We start from the raw sequence: 19,349 nt of genomic DNA, 5'->3' as shown, positions 1-19,349 counted from the left end.
CATCAGTTTATCAGTCTGATATTGAATAAAAGACACCTTTAAGGGAAAATCCCTGAAAGGTGTCGAATAAAAAGTTAACGGAGTTGTCTTAAGCTTTTGAATCTATATAGGATTAAAATCGGAATACGTTTTTCAATGAACTTTCTCAGTGTTAACCATTATGAGCCTCTGCCTCGGCAAGCGTAGAACAAAGTCTTGCAGCTGCACTGCCATACATTCCTGCACCGTTAGAGAAGCTTACCGTCTGGCTACTAGTCGGCCATGCGTTTGTCGACCAAATATAGTATTTTCCCTTCGGTATTTGGTGGAAGTTATTGGTTTGAGTGGTTTCATCGTTACCGATCGTAACATTGATTTTGTTGCTGCTGGTATTATCGATCCAGATGAACCAGTATTTATACGTGGAGTTGAGAGACAATGTTTTATCCAAGCTCTGATTTCCAGCAAAGTCGCTTACACTAAAACCTTCTGTTGTAGTTTGCACCATGGAATCACCGGGACCTTGGGCGTCATCCGCAACTCTTTGGATGGCAATATCGCCGACATAAACAATATCGCCGACCTCCATATTTTCAAAATCCGCAGATAAACCTGATACATTAGCTGTGCCACTGGTAGACAAAGGGGCATTTGCGGAACCAGTTCCGGTTGCGGCGTATGCCAAGCCTGTGCCTAGCAATGCAAATGACAATGTAAATGCAACTGCCGCCCTACGAACCCATCTCTTACTCTTTTCAGTTTTCATGATTAAATAAATTCTCCATTCGATGCTCCGCTTATCGCTAAAGGCGGAAAATAGTTTAGTGTTTTGATCTGCAACGTTCCAAAGTACGCTTAAAATTAACCCGCAGTATTTTCTCCTTTCCTCTTTATTCATTGACCCAGTAACTGTTTTATCACAAAACGCTTCACAGAAGCGGTCAATGTCAAATCTGATTATATAAGCAAGCGGATTGAACCAATGCAGGGCATTGATGAAAAGCAACAGCAGCTTTATCCATGCGTCATATTTTTTTATGTGTGTCAATTCATGTTTGAAGATATAACCTAATTCTTCAGAACTGAATTCGATGTTGGGTAAAACAATACGGGGTCTGAAAAGACCGGTGACTAAGGGTGTGCCGATGAAACTGCACATGTATACCGGTATCTCTTTTTTCAGACCTATGCTGCGTTTGCACTCTGAAAGTATATCCAATAGCACTCTATCATCCGTTTTTTGACATGCTATAAAAATACGCCGATTTATCCGGATATTCTTACAAACAACGACTGCTATAAATATCAATGTCCCAGCCATTAAGAAGTAAGGAAGCAATCTTATGTACGAAAACACTTCGTGACTTTTTGGGGATATTTGAATAGTGCTAGTGCTAACCGTTGAGATAATATCAGAAGGTGGCAGCCCTAATTCAATTAAGGGAGACTGTGCCCATTTAGCAGTTTTTCGAGTAAATGTATTAAACGCTGACAACACGGAATAGTACGGGATTAGGAAAAATGTGCTTATCAACAAATATGTGTAATAATGCCAAGCTGCCGAAAAATATTTATGTGTGGCAATACTAAATAGTTTAAGAATAAGGTATAGCAATCCAGCTATTATTGACATAATCAATAGCTGATTGTATAGGCCAATTAGCACTAGCATCACCACTCCTCTTTACGTAGACGCTCCATAATTTCCTCAATATCCGATTTCGTTAAATCACCGCTATCGCATAAAGCATTTATAAGTCCGAATACAGAACCATTGTGAATGTCGGAAATAAATTGTCTTGTTTCAGCATTCAAGTATTCCTGTTTCGTGATACAAGGCTCGTAATAGTTAGCCTTGCTTATTCTTTTGGCCCTAACAATTCCTTTTTCCATCAGCCGGGCTAAAAAAGTTATTACCGTAGTTTGCGCTTTACTTTTAGTTAAATTTTGGATTATTTCATTTGTAGTTAATGGTTGGCTGCTTGTCCATAAAACATCCATAATTTCTTTTTCTGACTCTGTCATTTTATGAATTTTGTTCATAATATGATGTCTCCTTAGAATCGCATGGTTGCTTAAATAAGTCGAATTTGTTATTGCTCTAATTGTTGTAGAGTAATATAACTCTATAACGATTAGAGCAATATGTCAATACTTTTATTTATGCTCTCAGTAATATCACTAAAAGCGAATGCAGAAAGCCAACGAAGTCAGAGCAAGCAGGGCAAGTGTATTGACACTTGCTCATTTTTGAGATTTTCCCTTGCGGGAAAACTCAAAAATTGCTTGTTGGGGAGTGCCTTCCCCAAACCCTGCAACTTCGGGCCAACTTGGCCCGAAGTCGGCGCTTTGCACCTCATGTTGCGTCATGTCGCTATCGCTCCATTTCCTTATTTTTCTGCGCGTCCGTCAGGCCGAGCAGATGGTCAATATTGGCCTTTACGGTCACAATCTCTTGCATGTCCTTTCTTGCCGCCCGGTACTCACCATAGGCGGCTTTTTTCTTTGTCCCAAGCTCCCGGCCTTCCACTTTGAGTGTATTCATTTTGGGGAGCTTCGCCCCGGACAATAAGCGCCGAAACGTATCCTGCGCCGCCCGATAGGCGGCAAGGTCGGCTCCATGCTCCGCAAGATATTTCCGGCTGTATTTTGCGGCCTTGTATCCCTCAAACACGGGTCGAGTTCTGGCATAATCGACCATCGCCGCTTGTAGTTCCGCATTGACGCGTATAGCCGATTCGGTCGTTTTTATGCGGTCAGATAGAGTATGGAAACGGTCTGAAAGCTCTACAGTTTTCTGCGCGAGTTGCTCATATTCCGCCAGTCCGTTTTCCTGCAAATACTGTAAAGCCGCCGCCATCTGCTTGAGGTTGAATATTTTCGCCCACCGTTCATAGGCAGGGCCTTTTCCAGCTCTCATGCGGGATTGAATATCCACAATGAGGTTAACCTTGTGCGGTGCTTTGCTCCGGCTCTCCGGCAAGGCATTGCGGCCCTCGATGATAGCCCGTATGTCCTCCTGACCGTAGCCTCTGCCAAGCGTAGAAGCTCGAAGCCGGGTGAAGCGTTCCTGCCCCTTTGCGCGGAAGCTGATTGTACCGCCGCGCCCATGTTTGACCTCATAGCCAGCCGCCGCCATAGCTTGCAAAAACGTGTCCATATCTCGCGGCTTTGTTGCAAGGCAAACATCAATCTGCGTTTTTAATTTTTCCTGAAAAGTCTGCGGCTTATTACCGCCAAGCCACTCGCCATAATGCTTGAATTTCCCCTTGCTGCGGAGCTTCGGATTGGTAATGACAGATAATCCGTGTTCAAGACAAATGCGGTCAGAGAGCCGCCGATAGAGTAGCCAGATAGTTCAGCTCGTCAATGCTTTCATATTCGCTTAAACCATTGCGCAAGCCAGGAATGTCAGTTTTGTAATCGGTAATAACAATTTCTTCATAGCGTACTCCGTCTACATGGATATGCTTCAAAAGGGCCTGTACTTCATCGGTAGTAGCAGGAAGTTTCAGATATTCACCGATGAGATGGCCTTCGTTGTATTTGCCAAGATTGGTCACATAGGCTTCAAGCATGGTCTTTGACCCGGCCTTGCGTTTGCACAGTCAGAATTCCGTCTAATGTGGTCGCTGTGATCTTCAGACGCCCGGCAACCGCAATATCGTTTTTTACATCCTCGTCAATATCACTTCCGCACACCACAAGCACATGAGCACGGCGCAACAGATCCCGGCTCATGTCAATGCCGCTTTTGTGTTCCTCCGGGATGGCGTCATTCAGGAAAAGCGGAAGATACAAGACAGGGCAAACGGGAGAAAATCCGGCTTCATAGACGGCACGGCAATATTGCGCGGCCTGCTCAGTATCCGCATTGTGATCGCCGCTCCATGCGGCGGTAATATAGGCTAAAGGTCGTTTCATCATAAAGTACCTCCGTTCAAAGTTCGTAAAGCCATCAACCTATCCCCCCGCCCTTTCCAATCTTGGAAAGGGAGCGGCTCAAAGGATGATTATCCCCGTCGCTTGACAACCTTAAAGCATAGCCGGGAGAAATCGGTCAAGAGTGCGAAGCACCGCCTCCGGCGGCAAGCTCTTGACCGATTTTCCCAGCTATGCTACATCGAAAGTGGCGACGGGGATAATTAACTATCCTTAGAGCTTTGGGGGGTGGGGCAAAGCCCCACAAAAAAAGAACTTCGAGTCAACTTGGCCCGAAGTCATTACTTTTCCTTGTCTGTTTTCTTTTCCGGCTTGGAAAGCTCCGGTTGCTTATCCTTCCATTCATCAAGCAGTTTGATAATGGTATCCTTCATTTCACGAGGGGTTTTATCCTTGCCGAAATACTGGCTCAATTCCTGACTGGAAATAATCACTTTGTCTACCTCCTTTTTTTCTTCTAGCATGATGCCATCAATCACATCTGGATTTAATAGCTTCTTTTGGTCAAGGTCGCGCATACGCTGTGCCTGTGAAAGAGAGGGAGACGATTGCTGACCCTCAATGGCAATCGCGATATAGTTCTGATTTTTCGGCTTGATAAAGGCAAGTTCCACGGCCGGGGTGAAGGCAATCTTTTTTTCGTCTACCATTTTCATCAAGTCGGGCACAAGTTCGTTGAGTTTGATATATCGCTGAACCTGCTTCACCGTCATTTTGTTGCGCTCGGCTACAACCTCGTTGGAGCGTTGCCCGTTGCCGGTTCGCACGCCTTGCCGTTTAATGGCTTCCAACTGCATGTGCAGCGCTCTGGCCCGTTCACTAGGCAGAATATGTTCACGCTGGTTGGTGTTGTCCTCTACCATTTGCGTAATCGCCTGTTCATCCGTCAAGTTGCGGATAATGCAGGGCATATCCGCAAACCCGGCTAATTCACTGGCTTTCTGGCGGCGGTGGCCGGATACGATTTCATAACCGCCATCTTCGCGTGGGCGCACAATGGCGGGCTGTGTGACGCCTTTATCCTTGACGCTTCCCACCATAGCCGCCATTTCCTCGTCATTGCGGACTTGAAAAGGATGATCTTTGAACGAATGAAGCTCGGAAAGGTTCAGATAGACGATCTGCTCCTGTTTGCCTGACCGGGGCGCTTCGCTCGGTTCGGGCGGCAGTTCCGAAGATGGCGCTGACTGCTGCGCCTGTTCCGTAGATTTTGCGGAAACAGAACGTCCTCTGCCACGTCCTGCAACCTGTTTCTGCTTGTCAGGTTTATCGGTTTTTACGACTCTTGATGCTTTTTCCTGTTTGGCAGGGCCAGCAGGCTTCTTGACCGCTGTTTCGGCGCTCTTGCTCCGACTGGTTTCCGGCTTATTGTTCTGCCCAATTTCTTGAAGCGGTTTTGCCCGTCCTTGCCGATTCTCTCCGGCTTTCGGCCCGGTCTTGTTGGACTGTGCCGTTTCAGTGGCAGGGTCGCTTTTTTCTGTTTCCTTTCTCGCCGCCTGTTTCTCGGAAACCATCTCTTTGATCTTGTCAAAGGAAACAACGATATCTCCGGGAGTGGGGATACGCTCACCGCTAGCAGGAGGGGGCGGCCCCGCTTTGGCTTCGCCTATTCCCTTTGAAGCTGCTTGATCTTTTGGGGCTGTTGTCGCCGCTTCCCCCGTGCTTGTTTCCGGGGCGGGGGCCTTGTCGGCAATCTTTGCCGCTTCAATGGGAACGATCTGCTCTTTCACAGGAGCTTCGTTTTCCGGCACGTTTTTCATTTCATCCGGCTTATTTGGCTCATTTTTTGCCATGCGTTCTACCTCCTTGTCCGTTTTATGGCATGAAAAAAGGGCCTGATTTCAATCAAGCCCAGTTGGCATGAAGCCATCCCTCCTTTGACTTCGGGCCATGTTGTCCCGAAGTATCGCTATCCAGACACAGAAATACCGCCCTGCTTGTCCAATGGGGCGGTATCCTGTGTAATGTGATAGCTCATATTTTATTTTTTTGCCCTTATAGCGGGCTATTTGCAGTTTTCCTATTATATACGTCCCCACCTCGCCTGGTGCCAAAAAGCCCCGGTGCTGGCCGTGATCCTCTCGAAAAAAACGACGGCAAAAGGCGAACAAAGCCGCGCTCATGCGTTTGACGCCGGTGCGGCCTGGGCTTTTCTCGCCCTGCAGGCAGAAAGCAAAGGGCTGGTCACGCACGCAATGGGCGGATTTGATCGCGACAAAGCCCGGGAAATCCTTCGCGTTCCAGACGAATTCGAGCTGCAGGCTGTCGTCAGCATCGGTTACCGCGATAGCGCTGAGGCCCTGCCGGACGCTTATCGGGAACGGGAAAAGCCATCTGACCGCCGCCCTCTGGCCGAGTCGCTGTTCGAGGGCGAATTCGGCAGACCAACCCTGCGCGGGTAAGCGACCTCACTCGTAAAAACGACGCCGGACTCATTCACAGCAAATGATGATTCCGGCGTCCCGTCTAATTGGCAAACTTTAACGTCAGCATAAACACGACGATACTAGGCAGGGCGGCCAACAGCATATGGACCGACCATCTAAAGCGGGTCCTGCGTTCTTCTTTGTCCTCAAAAGCGTAATTTGCCCTGATGCGGTCGCCGCTTAGCAATGCCCCGGAAAAGATGGCTGACAGCAGCAGCAGCCCAAATCCAACGATCCCTGTCAGCTGCCTGATCAGTCCCCAATCTCCCATGACAAGCGAAGCCAGCGCGATCAAAGCCAGCAAGCCAAGCCCGACGACGAAGGATTTCAACATCTTGTCCTCCCCCTTGCTTACTGCGTCCTTTCTACCTTTTACGCAATAGTCTGGCAAAAGTTACCCATCCTATCCCACTTCAACAGACCTGACAGAGGAGAGTTCCTGAATGATCGGGAGAAGTTGTTCAATCGTAACAGCGCCTGGAATTTTTATGAAAATTTCCAAAATAATCTCTGAAGGATCGTTGGCGTCGTTTTCCGCATGAAAACTGAGTATTGTAATGTTCTTTTCCTTCAACCGTTCCAGGATCTGATTGATGTTCCCCGGTTCGTTGTCAAAGCGGATGGTCATCTGGTCTGATTTCGGGGCAGCCAACCAGTGAAAGCGACCATGCAGCAGCTTTTGTGCGAACAGGACGAAAACAGTCGTACCGGCTCCCACCCAGTACATCCCGGCACCGATAGCCATCCCGATCCCGGCGGTGGCCCAGATGCCAGCCGCTGTCGTCAATCCCTTTACCGTCTGCCGCTGCATGAAGATCATGCCCGCCCCGAGAAACCCGACCCCTGACACTACCTGTGCCGCGATCCGGGAAGGGTCGAGCCCAAGGTTGCTCCAGCCGATCTGATCCTGAAAGCCGTATTTGGAAATAATCATCATCAGCGCCAAACCCAAGGCGACGACAAAATGAGTTCGTATCCCGGCTTCTTTCATGCGATTTTTCCGCTCAAACCCGATAAAAGCACCACATAACCCGGCGACGACCATCCTCAGCAAAAAGTTGAATTCCATGTGATCACGCTCCTTGCTTCGAATTACGATCCACAATTGTTGCCCTATTATAGCAGTTGACTTTTTCCTGAGCAACAAACCCTCCGCCCGGCTGATGGCCGCTTTCTTTTCCTATGCGGGAAAGCCGCCCTATCTCAGGCGGCTTTCCGTATTCCCCTTACGAGGTATGAATTTTGGCGACTGACCGGGTCAAGTAAAGTGCGTACTGCAAGGGCTTGCGGATTGCCTCCAGATAGTTCTGCCGCTGCCCCATCTCCCGGAAAATTTCCCGGCCGGGCTTGGGATTCACTTCGATCAGCCATACCCTGCCGTTCGCGTCGACGCCGATGTCCAATCCCTGTTCCATCATCCGGCCATAATGGTCCTCGATCGTTTCCACCGTTTGGAAGGCCAATTCGCGGCATTCCCGCAGGATCGCTTCCGCTTGCTCCCGTCCGAACAGCGGTGTCAAAAACGCGGCGGCCGGGACGGCTTTTCCGCCGGCGTGCAGATTGGAAGCGATGTTCTTTCTGCCGCCCACCCTTGCACCTGCACCCGTTATACTCCAATTCCCTTCACCATTTTTTTGGATCAGCAGGCGAATGTCGACATTGTGTCCGGGGATGAGCTGCAGGTCAAGTCCCTGCTGAATCAGAAACTTTTTGTTTTTGACCCAGCGATCAACCCAGCGGACAAGTTCACGTGAGTTTGAAAGCGCGGCGGAACGACGGCTGCGCTGTTGATTTTGCCCTTGCAGCAAAAATCCGCCGCCCTTCCGTTCGATCTTCAAGATGCCCCGACCCCCCGTACCATTGCTCGGCTTGACGTAAACGGAGCGGTGTTTGCGCAGCAAAGTCTGCAGCCGGCCGCTGTCGTACGCATAGGTTTCCGGCAGCCAGCGGCGCATTCGTTCATCCTGCCACAGTACCTGATGCACGTTCCACTTATGGGCCAAGCGGTTGTTGGCAAATAACAGGCCGGATCGCTTGCGGAAGGCCACATATTGCTTGAATGCGGGCGTAGGTGTATAGCGGAACCGGTCAATCACCACGTCTGGCCAAGGATACCATCTCTCCTCCCAGCCGCCCTGGGCCGCCGGGGTAAAGCCTCTCACCCGCCGGCTGCTCTCTCTTGCGTCATCAGGCGAAAAGAGAAAGACGACTGCTCCCAGATTCCTCCCCTCCCGAATGAGCCGGCGAAAGTATGCAGGTTCTGCAAATCTCTTACCCTCCCGTGATGTCAGGATGCCGATTACGGGTTTACTCACGAGAAAGCACCCTTTCCGCCGTTTGTCTCTTCTGCTGCTTCATTGGCAGCCTCGCGAAGTGTCAGCTCATCAGGGCCATCTTCCTTCGACATTTCCGCTGCCGGTTCTGCTGGCTGTGAACCTTGGCGCAACAAGAAGATGGTGTATTCCAACGGTCGGCGAATGGCTTTGCGGTAGCGTTCATGCTGCCCGATCTTGTGAAAAATCTCCCTCCCAGGTTTGGGATTTACCTCGATCAGCCAAGCCTCTCCCTTTACATCAATCCCGATGTCAAGGCCAAATTCTATCATCCGTCCATAGTGCTGCTCCAGCGTCTGCGCCGTCCGTATCGCTAGATTGTGGCACTCACCGAGAATGTCGCGCGTGCGTTCCCGTCCGAACTTCGGGATCAGAAACCGGCTTGCCGGCAGAGCTTTTCCCCCACCGTGCAGATTGGAGATGGAGCTGTTTTTCCTGCCCATCCGGATTCCTTGTCCAGTCACATCCCACTGGCCATCAGCTGTTTTCTGAATGAGCAGGCGAAGGTCTACCGTGCGGTCGGGTAAAAGATCCAAGACCAGTCCTTGTTGGATCAAGCATCTCTCCTTGGCCAGCATCTCTGTTTCCACCCAATGGTTTACCTTCCGAACCAGCCCCGAGAGTGTTTTCACCCGCCCTTCCACCCTTTTTAGCCGCATCGTCCGTCCGGCTATCCGAAAACCGCTGGTGGTCCGCTCAATCCGCAAAATGCTGCGGCCGCCTGTTCCGTTCGCCGGTTTGATGTACACCCGGGAATACTTCTCCAACATGCCAGGCAGCAAGGATGAACGGTAGATATAGGTTTCCGGTAGCCAACGGCGCATCTGCTCATCGGCCGCCAGCACCTGATAAACGCTCCATTTGTTGGCCAATGGGCTGTTCACATAGCGAAACAGCTCCTGTCTCCGAAAGGGGAGGTAGCCGACGTGGCGTGGAGTCGGATAGTAGCGGTAGCGGTCAATAACAATGTCAGGCCAGGCGTAGAGACGGCTTTCCCAGTCCCGTCCGTGTCCCGGCGTAAACCCGCGTATCCTTCTGTCCTCCGGCAAGACATCTTGCGGTGCAAACAAATACACAATCGCCCCCAGTTCCCGCCCCGCTTGCAGCAGACGGCGAAAATAACCGGGCTCTGCAAATTTTTGTCCACTTCGCCAAGTTAAAATGCCGATTATTGGTCTGTTCACCTTGGACATCCTTCCCATCTGGCTTCTCCCTGACAATCTATTCAGGCCTTACGTTCTGTGTATAGGCCGTTATATGAGCCAGAAGGAGGTGAGTTCAGACTTCCACGGAAAACCCTTATGTATCAAGGGATTTAGCTGTTTGTAAATTTGTTCCAAACGACTGCAAATAACCCGGTTTTTCATGAAAGTTATACGAAACCGTATATCCAATTGTTATACGAGTCCCTCCCCTCTACTTCGCATATCCGCTTTGGTTCGCATAACTCCATAGGGAGGATATGCGAAGTGCAAAATCAGAATGGCTCCATCATGAACGTCACACGGGATGATTCCGTCCAGTTTTTTCTTCAAGACTGCAAGTCCCGAAACTTGACTAAAGAAACCATCCGCAGATTCCGTAACGGACTGGAAAAGCTTCATCAATATCTCGTCGTCCAACATGTGCGATGGAATGACCTATGCCCTGATCTTCTTCATCATCACATCATACCAAGTATTCTTGACGAAGGACTGGCAATCCGGACCAAGAATTTGTATTTTGTACATTTATAAAGAGTTTTTCAAAATTCTCTTTGCAGAAGGTTGGATGGAATCGAATATTGCCATTGCGCTTAAACCATTCAAAGTTCAACCGTCTTTGACACATGCGTTTACCGATGAGCAGTTGCATCATTTGCTCATGCAACCAAATCGTGCAACCTTTACCGGACTCCGCAATTACGTCATGATGTTGACACTGCTCGATACCGGCATTCGGTTGAAAGAACTGGCAGGCATTCAAATCCAGGATATGCTTTTTGACGAAGGCGTACTTCGAGTACAGCAAGGCAAAGGCAGGAAATTCCGACTAGTACCGATTCAACATGTTCTCGCTGAAACGCTGAAACGTTATTTACTTGAGCGAGGAACATTGGTCGAATTAAAGCAGTGAAACAGTTTTTGAGGTATTTGTTCGAGGAAGGATGGATCACTGAAAATATCGCCGAAGCGTTGCATGTCGTCAAAGCCGAAAAGCTGATGCTGCGAACCTTTACCAAGGAGCAGGTTGCTTCATTGCTGGAACAACCTGACCGAAAAACATTTACCGGAAATCGGGATTTTACCATGATGGCGCTGCTTCTGGAGACAGGAATGCGCATAAGCGAGCTGTGCAACTTAAAAACAGGTGATCTCTTTTTCAAAGAGCAGGAAATTCGTATCACGAGAGGAAAAGGTGGAAGAGCGCGGCGTGTTCCATTTCAACAACATTGTGCAAAGACCATTCGCCGTTATTTGGACATACGCGGCGATCTGGAGACTGATGCTCTGTTTGTCAACATCAACAATGAACAAATCAGCATAAGAGCGTTGCAGTCAAAAATGCAAGAGTACGGTCGTTTAGCAGATATTACAGGAGTTAGGCTCTCTCCTCATACATTCAGGCATACGATGGCCAAGTTTTACATTATGAACGGCGGCGACCCTTTTACGCTGCGGCGCATTCTGGGACATGCCACGCTTGATATGGTCGATTACTATGTGGAATTGTTTAGCAGCGACATCAAGGAGCAACATAAAAAATTTAGCCCGGTCAAACATATGAAACGAATTATTTAAAAGATGTGAAGAGAAGACTGTGCTGATGTCTTCACTTCACATGATTAGCTAACCATGCCTCTTCTCGGCCGCAGATGATGGAAGTAACGATCGACTCGCTGAACTGCGGCATCATAAACGTCATCACCCTTAAGGTTGCGAAATGACATTTACACTGTCAATTTTCGTACCATACGAAGCACATTTGACTGCTTCTCTACTTCTAGGGACACTGAACTGACAGTATAGCGCAATGTTCCATGTTCCGTTATCAGGGTCGGAAAATGATCGGGAACTTAAGCCTGAGTGTATCGGTCCGATTCAGATAATAATTTTTCTATAAACAACTGAACGATGCGATACTCGCTTTCCGCATTGCTGATTTTCATAAACGAGAAAAGTCTACATATACAAAATATGACCCAAAATCCCTCTTACCCTGAATTAAAGGCTAAAGGGAATTTGATTTTAGGTTCATCTCTATGCTTTAATCCCCTCTCCGAGAGTATTGGTTCGACAAGTTTTTCTACCGCTTTTCAGACATGTACGAGCCGACTCATTCCACTCATCGGCCAGGAGGAGGGTCTTTCCAGGTATCCGATCTTGTTCCAAACTCAGTGTAAGCTCATCGGACCGACTGGTCGCGAAATGGCTTTTAAACTTCGCTTTATAAGCCAATAATTGATAAGCCACCAGGATAAATAGCTTGCTGCTCCCCTCAGCCATATCCAAGATATAATAGTTAGAATATCCGTCGAAAACCTGGAAGGTGTTGTATTTGCAGTGGACCTCAATCCGCCCACATCCTCAGTTTCGGTTGACGTCCCCTCAGATGAAGGCATATTTGCAACAAACGTATTGGAATTGGACATGGATTGATCAAAGACGATGTTTGGTATCGTGAGCACGGGGATGCCTTGCGGCAGTTGCGATTCTATAGGAAGTGCTAAACGTAGAGCTAGAGCAAGCCATATAAAATAGCGCCATTGCGGACGATATCGCTCACCTGTAAATCTGCTGATCCATGCAACTAGAAGGATTGTAATAACTGAGAAGGCTGAAAGCTCAATCATGGTTGCAAACCAGGTATTATGCATCCCCTTTTCCTGTATTCCTGACGATTTCCGCCCATTCATCAAGTGGCTCTCGATTAATTGTGCGACCGCCTGTCAGCGATGCAAACAAGCTTTTAAAAGAGTTATGATGGATGCGACTGAAGAAGCTTTCCGGTTCCTGTTGAGTGTACAATTGCTGGCTGATTAAAGGATAATAGAACTTCAGTCTTCCTTCATTTTTGAAGCTAATACAGCCTCGAAAAATTCAGCTCTGATTAACGTATTTATCTTACAAATTTAACCATACACTTTGCGGTTGGTGTCAGCTTCGCTGATACTACCCCAATTTATATACACCATACTGTTCCGTAAAATCAGATATCTTCTCGATAAAGGACCTGACTCAGTTATAAAGACATAAATAGACGGCAACTCTATCGTTTGAGTGTTTAAGATAGTAGTACCATTTTAAACGGGGCCTACGACAATAAAACAAAAAGCCCTCCATCAGGAAGGCGTTCTCGATAATTTAGGTGGAGCCAAGGGAGATCAAACCCCTGACCTCATCATCGCCATAGAGTTTTCCTGACAAGGCGGTCATGTTCGGTATCAGCGTTTGCTCGCGCTAGATGTCTATTGTTTTTTCCGGATACGTTGCTTACAACTCAAGCACCGTTACTTGGTCCATTCTTAATTTCTGCCTCAATTGTCTGCTTCATAACTTCAGCTCCCCGATCTACGCGCGCCCGGACATCCATAGCCCGCTCGTCGGGCAAAAAATCGGTAATCCAGATTAGACGACTGTGACTGTCGCTTTCTGCAAGGACCTGGAACGAAGCATGGTGATGCTTAAGCGGCATAGGTCCCTCGACCACCGCATACGCCAGGCGACGTGCTTCATCGTCTACGGAAACGATAAGTTCACGTACGACTGCGCCGTTCGCAAATGTAAGAATTCTGTTGTCGCCATCTATTTGTGTATCAACAGTATAGTCAGGCACCAAACGCCGATGTACTGCGCCGACATCCCGTACAGCGTCCCACACATGCTCGACTTTGGCCTCAATCATGATTTCCTTGCGAATTGTTGCCATTAATATCGCTCCCTTCAGTTTTTAAGTTGAACAAATTCCTTTGGATTGGATCGGATATACAATCTGATTCGTTCGACACTATCCAAAACGATGCTTTGAAACCTTACGAATAAAGAATTGATTTTTGTTCGAAGCTCTATATTGTCTTCGCGGCTAGTCTCTTTTATCTTAGCTTCGAGCATCTGCTCGGTCTCCTCAAGCAGCTGTATCATATCAAAAAAACGTAAAATGTGGGTCATCGACGATAACGGTACCATTCACCACTGCATCCCTATTCTCCATTCCGATTATTCCGAACCCTTTGAATCACAATCCATCGAGGTTTCTAAAATAAAAACTTTGTTATTTGAAGTGTTACTCGAACGTGGGGGAAAAATGGCAAGTCGAAACCATTCAATTAAAATATGGCATATATACGTTCACCCTGATTCAGTGCATATAACTCAACTTTCGCAACTTGAAATCGGCAAATAGGCCATGATTTAGTTGGGAAAAACAGTAATCCCCTTCCCCAGTTGACGCTGTGTGAGAGCAAGTTCGCCGAATTCAGCGGTTCCGTCCGATGTAATTCTTCCGCCGCTGAGCGACAGCAGAAATCACCGCCACGCTTATCTGCTGTGTAATAAGACTTCATGGTTAGATCTTATTTTTTAAACACTACTTCTACGTAGTATCGTATAATTAAAAATAATAAAGCCGATATGACACCAAATTCTGAAAAAAGCAAAAAATCTTGATTCCAATAACTTTGCAATCTCCCCCCTTCAGTAAACACCAAAAAGTATATGAACGATCCAATAAATCCTGTGCTTGCATAAGTTATGATATAAGTAACTACTACGAGTACTCTATTCATATTCTTAATCTTGATTCTATTAAATAGCAACTCAATCAAAAATGATATAGGTAAACCGTATAAGAATACCGGTTGGGTACTATAAATAAGAAAGACAACAAAATAAAATCCGTAAAATCCGAAACCGTGGATATTATTCATATCAAAAAAAACTAGAGTAAATGTGATTAAAAGGGCTGTGAATGTGGGCGCTCGGCACCGAGGCTGTGAATAAGTGGGTAAAAATCCAGCAAAATTTCATTCCTCTATCCATATGTGGATAAAGGTTCCCCCTCCCACTGAAGAGGCACGCTGATTTTCCATGTAAGGTTTTTACAATTTTCATTCGAGCAGGGCTACTTTCGCCTCCATTCGTTTCCAGACGTAGCGATTAGCGAATTGCTTTGCGAGCTTCAAAATAACAGCTCTGCTATGTTGAATGATGGTTGCGGCGCAATGAAAGAATTCTGGGCGGAATCGAGCAATCGTATAGCCTTGATGTATGGGCTCACAGCAATCGCGCTTAAAGTGTTCGAACAAATTGTAAGCGAGTACAGATCTAGTTCATTTGGCTTCGAAATCGCTTGTCGGGATACGGTCGATGGAGAATCCGTTCTTGGCTTCCTTGATGTAATTCTCCATGCAGCATCGATGGTTGTAGAAGCGCCACAGATCAATGGGCTCCCACTCCAGATTGGTTACGATCGCTTCGTACTGCCAGTCTGTGTCAAACACGATACGGCCTTGGCCATCATCCAGCACTTGCGCTTTACGAGTTACAGCTACGCAGCGAGGTTTGCTCCAAGTGGTTGCCTTGTAGAACAAGGTAATTCCTTCAATGATCCAGTCTTCATCAACGTAGCGGGTCCAGTAACGGCAAGCTTCGACTTCTTTGGCTAGACGTAGCTTCCATTTGAGCTTGCCGACATAGCCTACTTTTTTGCTTTCCCAGAGGCTGTAGAAATCCACACCGCTGAAGCCTTTATCGAATCGCGCATACTTGACGTGGCTCTCGCCGAGTAGCTCAAAGGTTTGCTTCAGAAATGGCGTCCGTGCAAGAGTGCGTATTACCCGCACGGAGAACGGCATTTAGATTGAGGCGCGTTTGACCTTCAAAGGCGATTAACGGATGATAGCTTTTACGTCCGGGCTTATGATTGATTCATCCAACATGTTAATAAACCACGCTGAGGTATTTACCGTCCAACAATAAATAAGTTTTTTCCGGAAACATCCTTCACCGTCTCATAGGTTCTGCGAATAACCCATAAGCGCTTGGTTCGTATATCTTGGCTGAGAAAATTAAAGTTATGCGAAGACAAAGCGAGAAAAGCGAAGTAGTTGGATGGCGCAAAGCCTTATGGGACAAGGGATTCGGGCATTTCTGAAGGGTCGAAAAATGGTTCGCATAATGCATTGTTATACGAAGCAAAACGTCAAAAACTCTCTTCTGCCACCCAACGTAACAACTTACCTTTTTAATATTTTGGTGATTTTGGTGCCTGGGGCTTCGGGCAAGCCGGCGGGAAATTCGGAAGATGCCATTCCGAATATATTAAGACAGGCCATGATGACAAACGTGCCGGATATGTTGAAACAAGCTTTTGACAATAAGGAAGTCACTGTGGCTACAGTATGTGGAGGTACATTGCTGCCTGTGCACGTTTCATCCCAATAGCCTCATCAGTGTTTTGTCGGTTATGGCCCGCCAACTTTACTCGTTCGCCCCGCGATATAAAGGAGCGATGCGATCAATCCGATTCGTCCAAATCCAACCCGTATAATGGGAAGGCAGGCGCTTTATATCTTCAACCGTATCAAAGCCGCTCGAAAAGTCACTACCGTCGCCGCCAACAACAATCGTACGGGTGTCTGTGCGATCCATCCGATTGAGGAAACGATCGGGCCACCCCCACAGCCAAGGGGCAATCTTCTCGGGAATATGCAATTCTGTATGTTCACATGCAGCGGGCAGATATCCCGTCCACCCGACTGCGAGATAAGGAATCAAGCAGCTTTTCATAGTTGCCATCGACATCACCCGCATATCGGGCATCTTTTCCTTCAATGCCGCTATCGGTTTGTCACCTCCGTATACGGCCAACAGGTTTTGCTGTTGCTTGGGCAACGCGGACAAATACGCAGCGAGCAGTTCCCCTTCATAGGGATCATTGCTTTTGATATCAATCAAAAAGGCCTTATCGGGAAAACGGGAAAGCACCTCGGTTAAAGAAGGCATCATCCCTACCCCTTTTCCGCGGAACGGGAAGGTTTTTCCGTGATCTGCCGTATATCCATATCCAATATCCATTTTTTTCAACTCAACCATCGTGTAGTCTCTCGTCACGCCATCGGCATTCGTTCGACAGTCCAATGTCCAGTCGTGAAACACGGCAAACTGCTCATCTTTCGTAATATGCACATCAAATTCCACAACATCTGCTCCCGCCTGAAATGCCGCTTCCATAGAAGGAATCGTATTCTCCAGGAAAGGATGCTCCGGGGAATAGATTCGCTCGGCCGTACAAGTGTCATTAGTAATGCCTTCCATGGAGTAGGTCTGTGCAAGACCGCGGTGGGCAAGCAGCAGAGGCTTCCCGCTCCGCGGCACGGCAAGATAGGAGCTGTTGTTCACATAGATGAAGGCGACTAATGCAAGGAGAACAAGGATGATTTTGCGCGGGAATCTTCTTTTCCGTCTACGCATCAGATATCCCCTCCCACACTGCATCCATTTGAGAACGTAGCGATGCATAGATTTCTCCTTCGCTCATCGTCGCAGAGCCAGTGATGAGAGCATGGAAAAACAAACTGACCGAAATGGAAGCGATCTTGCTAGAATCCCAACGACTTTGAAATGAGTGGCTTTGTTTCGCGTCTTCGATCAACGAGTGCAGCGTTCCCTGCAAGATGGTGATATTCGATGTCTCATTCTTTGACTCGATCGCTGACTTAAGGGTTTCCACCAATGCCGGACGCAGTATGTCAGCATGTTGAAAATAGATCGCAAGCAAGTCGCGGAAAATAGACAACAGCCGTTCTTTGAGCGGTCCATCCGAATGCCGCTCGACGATCTGCCCTATGAGCTGCAGATGTGTATTGGCGATGTGCAGCAAAACATGCTCTTTTTTTGGAAAGTAGTTAAAAAAGGTCCCCTTGGCGATGCCGCTGTGTACCGTAATTTCTTCCACGGTAACGTTATCGTATCCTTTCTGCTTGAATAGCCCGACGGCTTGTTGGATAATCGTTTCTTCAATCTGTTTTTTCCGGTCTTCCCTTCGCATCGGACTCACCTCACAAAAAATGACCGTGGTCATATATGACCGTGGTCATTATACACCGATTCTCTCTTGCTCGCAACCATTTCGCCAAGGGACAGGAGATCATGGCTAGTAATGACAATAAGCTTCCCTGTTTACAGCGGGAAGCTTATCTGTGTTAAACATCTTCCGATTAACGGCTGGCTTTTCTTCGACCTTCATCGGCCGGTCATTTCGGGTTCTCTTTCTCGAACAGTTTGCGGTACTGCCCGTAGCCTTCTTGTTCCAGCTCTTCCATCGGGATAAACCGCAGCGCAGCGGAATTGATGCAATAGCGCAATCCTGTCGGCTGCGGTCCATCCTCGAACACATGCCCCAAATGAGAATCGGCCAGGCGGCTGCGCACCTCGGTACGGAACATGCCATGAGAGAAATCATCTACTTCCAGAATGCTGCCATGATGGAGCGGCTTTGAGAAACTGGGCCATCCGCAGCCGGAATCAAACTTATCCATGGACGTAAAGAGCGGCTCGCCCGAGACGATGTCTACATATAGCCCCTTCCCTTTATGATTCCAAAATTCATTATGAAACGGAGGCTCCGTCGCATTGTTTTGCGTCACTTCATATTGCATCGGCGTCAGCTTCTCTTTGAGCAAAGCTTTGTCCTTTTCCGTATTCCAGTGCGCTTGAATAAAAGCATCACGGCCTGAACCTTTGCGGTACATGCGATAGCGCAGCGGATTCTTTTTGTGATAATCCTGATGGTATTCTTCAGCCGGATAGAACTCCGAGGCTGGAACAATCTCGGTCACGATCGGTTTGTCGAACCGACCGCTTTGCTCAAGCTCCCGCTTGGAAGCTTCGGCCTTCTGCCGCTGTTCCTCTGTATAGTAAAAGATCGCCGTCCGATATGATTCACCGCGATCGTAGAACTGGCCTCCTGCGTCGGTCGGATCGATTTGCCGCCAAAACAGTTCCAAAAGCTTCTCGTATGGCATCAGGACGGGATCAAAAGCAATTTGCACCGCTTCGGCATGTCCTGTCGTTTCGGAACATACTTGTTCATATGTCGGATTGACCGTATGTCCGCCTGTATTGCCAGATGTAACACGAAGGATGCCGGGTAATTCCTCAAATGGCGTCACCATACACCAGAAGCAGCCGCCAGCGAACGCAGCAAGTTCTTCACGTACATTGTTATCTGCATTGCTCATTTTCTCTCGTCCTCCTGTATGCTTTAAATCAATAATTCCTATAAGTAACATACCAATAACCGCGGGCATCGTCAAAACCAGCCAGATGAGACCATGATCACTTTTTCAGCATAAGGAAACGCGAAGAGCCTGTTTGGGCATCTATCGCGTTGTAGGATTGCTATTTACATCCTGCAGCATTGGTTTATTTAACAACTTGCGTCAGAAGTCTCCTTCCTCAGCGAAGCAGGTGGGAGATGAATGCCGCCGTTCCCGAACCTCTTCGCTGGACATAGGCAGGGAAGCATGTATTTGTTCTCGTCATTCTGATGCGGAAATATTCCCCAAACAAGAACGTACGTGTGGTATAATCGAGGTATAGAACGAATGTTCTTATCAAACGCAAATTCCATTTGCACAGACAAACCATTCAGGCCGTCTGTCATAAGTACTTGTTCGCACGAGACGCGG

The 19,349-nt window shown here is 47.7% G+C and carries 18 protein-coding genes and 1 pseudogene; 3 read left to right on the top strand and 16 right to left on the bottom strand.

The window, feature by feature from the left end:
• Positions 1 to 151: 151 nt before the first annotated feature.
• The 6 genes from ACI7RC_RS18430 to ACI7RC_RS18405 form a co-directional block, all read right to left on the bottom strand.
• On the bottom strand, positions 152 to 1,651 hold the full coding sequence (locus ACI7RC_RS18430; RefSeq protein ID WP_408109674.1) for a M56 family metallopeptidase: 1,500 nt from the start codon (positions 1,649 to 1,651) through the stop codon (positions 152 to 154).
• Positions 1,651 to 2,022 carry a BlaI/MecI/CopY family transcriptional regulator gene (locus ACI7RC_RS18425; RefSeq protein ID WP_408109673.1) on the bottom strand — a complete coding sequence of 124 codons (372 nt, stop codon included), beginning with the start codon at positions 2,020 to 2,022 and terminating at the stop codon, positions 1,651 to 1,653. Before ACI7RC_RS18425 ends, ACI7RC_RS18430 begins: the two co-directional genes overlap by 1 nt.
• Positions 2,023 to 2,353: 331 nt before the next feature.
• Positions 2,354 to 3,139 (bottom strand): hypothetical protein, encoded by a 786-nt coding sequence (locus ACI7RC_RS18420; protein WP_408109672.1) that lies wholly within the window; start codon positions 3,137 to 3,139, stop codon positions 2,354 to 2,356.
• Between the two features lie 166 nt (positions 3,140 to 3,305).
• The gene (locus ACI7RC_RS18415; protein WP_486303981.1) at positions 3,306 to 3,557 is read right to left on the bottom strand and encodes an antirestriction protein ArdA; all 252 of its coding nucleotides are present in this window, start codon (positions 3,555 to 3,557) and stop codon (positions 3,306 to 3,308) included.
• A complete protein-coding gene (locus ACI7RC_RS18410; protein WP_408109671.1) occupies positions 3,550 to 3,903 on the bottom strand; it encodes a DUF7768 domain-containing protein in 354 nt (117 codons plus the stop codon). The genes ACI7RC_RS18415 and ACI7RC_RS18410 overlap by 8 nt, the downstream gene beginning before the upstream one ends.
• Positions 3,904 to 4,202: 299 nt before the next feature.
• Complete coding sequence (locus ACI7RC_RS18405; protein WP_408109670.1) at positions 4,203 to 5,714, bottom strand: ParB/RepB/Spo0J family partition protein; 1,512 nt, start codon at positions 5,712 to 5,714, stop codon at positions 4,203 to 4,205.
• Between the two features lie 216 nt (positions 5,715 to 5,930).
• On the opposite strand from ACI7RC_RS18405, the gene ACI7RC_RS18400 reads away from it, so the two are divergent.
• Positions 5,931 to 6,323: a nitroreductase family protein gene (locus ACI7RC_RS18400; RefSeq protein WP_408109669.1), complete on the top strand. Its 393-nt coding sequence runs from the start codon at positions 5,931 to 5,933 to the stop codon at positions 6,321 to 6,323.
• A 64-nt stretch (positions 6,324 to 6,387) separates the two neighbouring features.
• Here the strand turns inward: ACI7RC_RS18400 and ACI7RC_RS18395 are convergent, their stop codons facing one another.
• From ACI7RC_RS18395 to ACI7RC_RS18380, 4 genes are all read right to left on the bottom strand, one after another.
• Positions 6,388 to 6,681, bottom strand: a complete 294-nt coding sequence (locus ACI7RC_RS18395) for a DUF5316 domain-containing protein (RefSeq protein ID WP_408109668.1) — start codon at positions 6,679 to 6,681, stop codon at positions 6,388 to 6,390.
• A 69-nt stretch (positions 6,682 to 6,750) separates the two neighbouring features.
• Complete coding sequence (locus tag ACI7RC_RS18390) at positions 6,751 to 7,416, bottom strand: MgtC/SapB family protein (protein WP_408109667.1); 666 nt, start codon at positions 7,414 to 7,416, stop codon at positions 6,751 to 6,753.
• Positions 7,417 to 7,573: 157 nt separating this feature from the next.
• Positions 7,574 to 8,662 (bottom strand): YheC/YheD family endospore coat-associated protein, encoded by a 1,089-nt coding sequence (locus ACI7RC_RS18385; RefSeq protein WP_408109666.1) that lies wholly within the window; start codon positions 8,660 to 8,662, stop codon positions 7,574 to 7,576.
• On the bottom strand, positions 8,659 to 9,864 hold the full coding sequence (locus ACI7RC_RS18380; protein ID WP_408109665.1) for a YheC/YheD family endospore coat-associated protein: 1,206 nt from the start codon (positions 9,862 to 9,864) through the stop codon (positions 8,659 to 8,661). Before ACI7RC_RS18380 ends, ACI7RC_RS18385 begins: the two co-directional genes overlap by 4 nt.
• A gap of 451 nt (positions 9,865 to 10,315) precedes the next feature.
• Here ACI7RC_RS18380 and ACI7RC_RS18375 point away from each other — a divergent pair, with 451 nt between their 5' ends.
• Both ACI7RC_RS18375 and ACI7RC_RS18370 read left to right on the top strand, forming a co-directional pair.
• Positions 10,316 to 10,795, top strand: a complete 480-nt coding sequence (locus ACI7RC_RS18375; RefSeq protein WP_408109664.1) for a tyrosine-type recombinase/integrase — start codon at positions 10,316 to 10,318, stop codon at positions 10,793 to 10,795.
• Positions 10,792 to 11,460, top strand: coding sequence for a tyrosine-type recombinase/integrase (locus ACI7RC_RS18370; protein WP_408109663.1), 669 nt, complete (start codon positions 10,792 to 10,794; stop codon positions 11,458 to 11,460). Before ACI7RC_RS18375 ends, ACI7RC_RS18370 begins: the two co-directional genes overlap by 4 nt.
• Positions 11,461 to 12,528: 1,068 nt before the next feature.
• On the opposite strand, the gene ACI7RC_RS18365 is transcribed toward ACI7RC_RS18370, so the two are convergent.
• The 6 genes and pseudogenes from ACI7RC_RS18365 to msrB form a co-directional block, all read right to left on the bottom strand.
• On the bottom strand, positions 12,529 to 12,744 hold the full coding sequence (locus ACI7RC_RS18365) for a BlaI/MecI/CopY family transcriptional regulator (RefSeq protein ID WP_408109748.1): 216 nt from the start codon (positions 12,742 to 12,744) through the stop codon (positions 12,529 to 12,531).
• 415 nt (positions 12,745 to 13,159) lie between these two features.
• The gene (locus ACI7RC_RS18360; protein ID WP_408109662.1) at positions 13,160 to 13,588 is read right to left on the bottom strand and encodes an SRPBCC family protein; all 429 of its coding nucleotides are present in this window, start codon (positions 13,586 to 13,588) and stop codon (positions 13,160 to 13,162) included.
• Between the two features lie 1,177 nt (positions 13,589 to 14,765).
• Positions 14,766 to 15,579 (bottom strand): annotated as a pseudogene (locus tag ACI7RC_RS18355) (transposase); the annotation flags it as partial.
• Between the two features lie 558 nt (positions 15,580 to 16,137).
• Positions 16,138 to 17,130, bottom strand: coding sequence for a glycerophosphodiester phosphodiesterase family protein (locus ACI7RC_RS18350; RefSeq protein WP_408109661.1), 993 nt, complete (start codon positions 17,128 to 17,130; stop codon positions 16,138 to 16,140).
• Positions 17,123 to 17,707: a TetR/AcrR family transcriptional regulator gene (locus ACI7RC_RS18345; RefSeq protein ID WP_408109660.1), complete on the bottom strand. Its 585-nt coding sequence runs from the start codon at positions 17,705 to 17,707 to the stop codon at positions 17,123 to 17,125. Before ACI7RC_RS18345 ends, ACI7RC_RS18350 begins: the two co-directional genes overlap by 8 nt.
• Before the next feature lie 205 nt (positions 17,708 to 17,912).
• The gene (gene msrB, locus ACI7RC_RS18340) at positions 17,913 to 18,899 is read right to left on the bottom strand and encodes a peptide-methionine (R)-S-oxide reductase MsrB (RefSeq protein ID WP_408109659.1); all 987 of its coding nucleotides are present in this window, start codon (positions 18,897 to 18,899) and stop codon (positions 17,913 to 17,915) included.
• Between the last annotated feature and the right edge of the window lie 450 nt (positions 18,900 to 19,349).

The sequence above is a fragment of the Brevibacillus sp. B_LB10_24 genome (assembly GCF_046036945.1).
Taxonomy (GTDB): Bacteria; Bacillota; Bacilli; order Brevibacillales; family Brevibacillaceae; genus Brevibacillus_C.
This window is presented reverse-complemented; position numbering and strand designations above follow the sequence as displayed.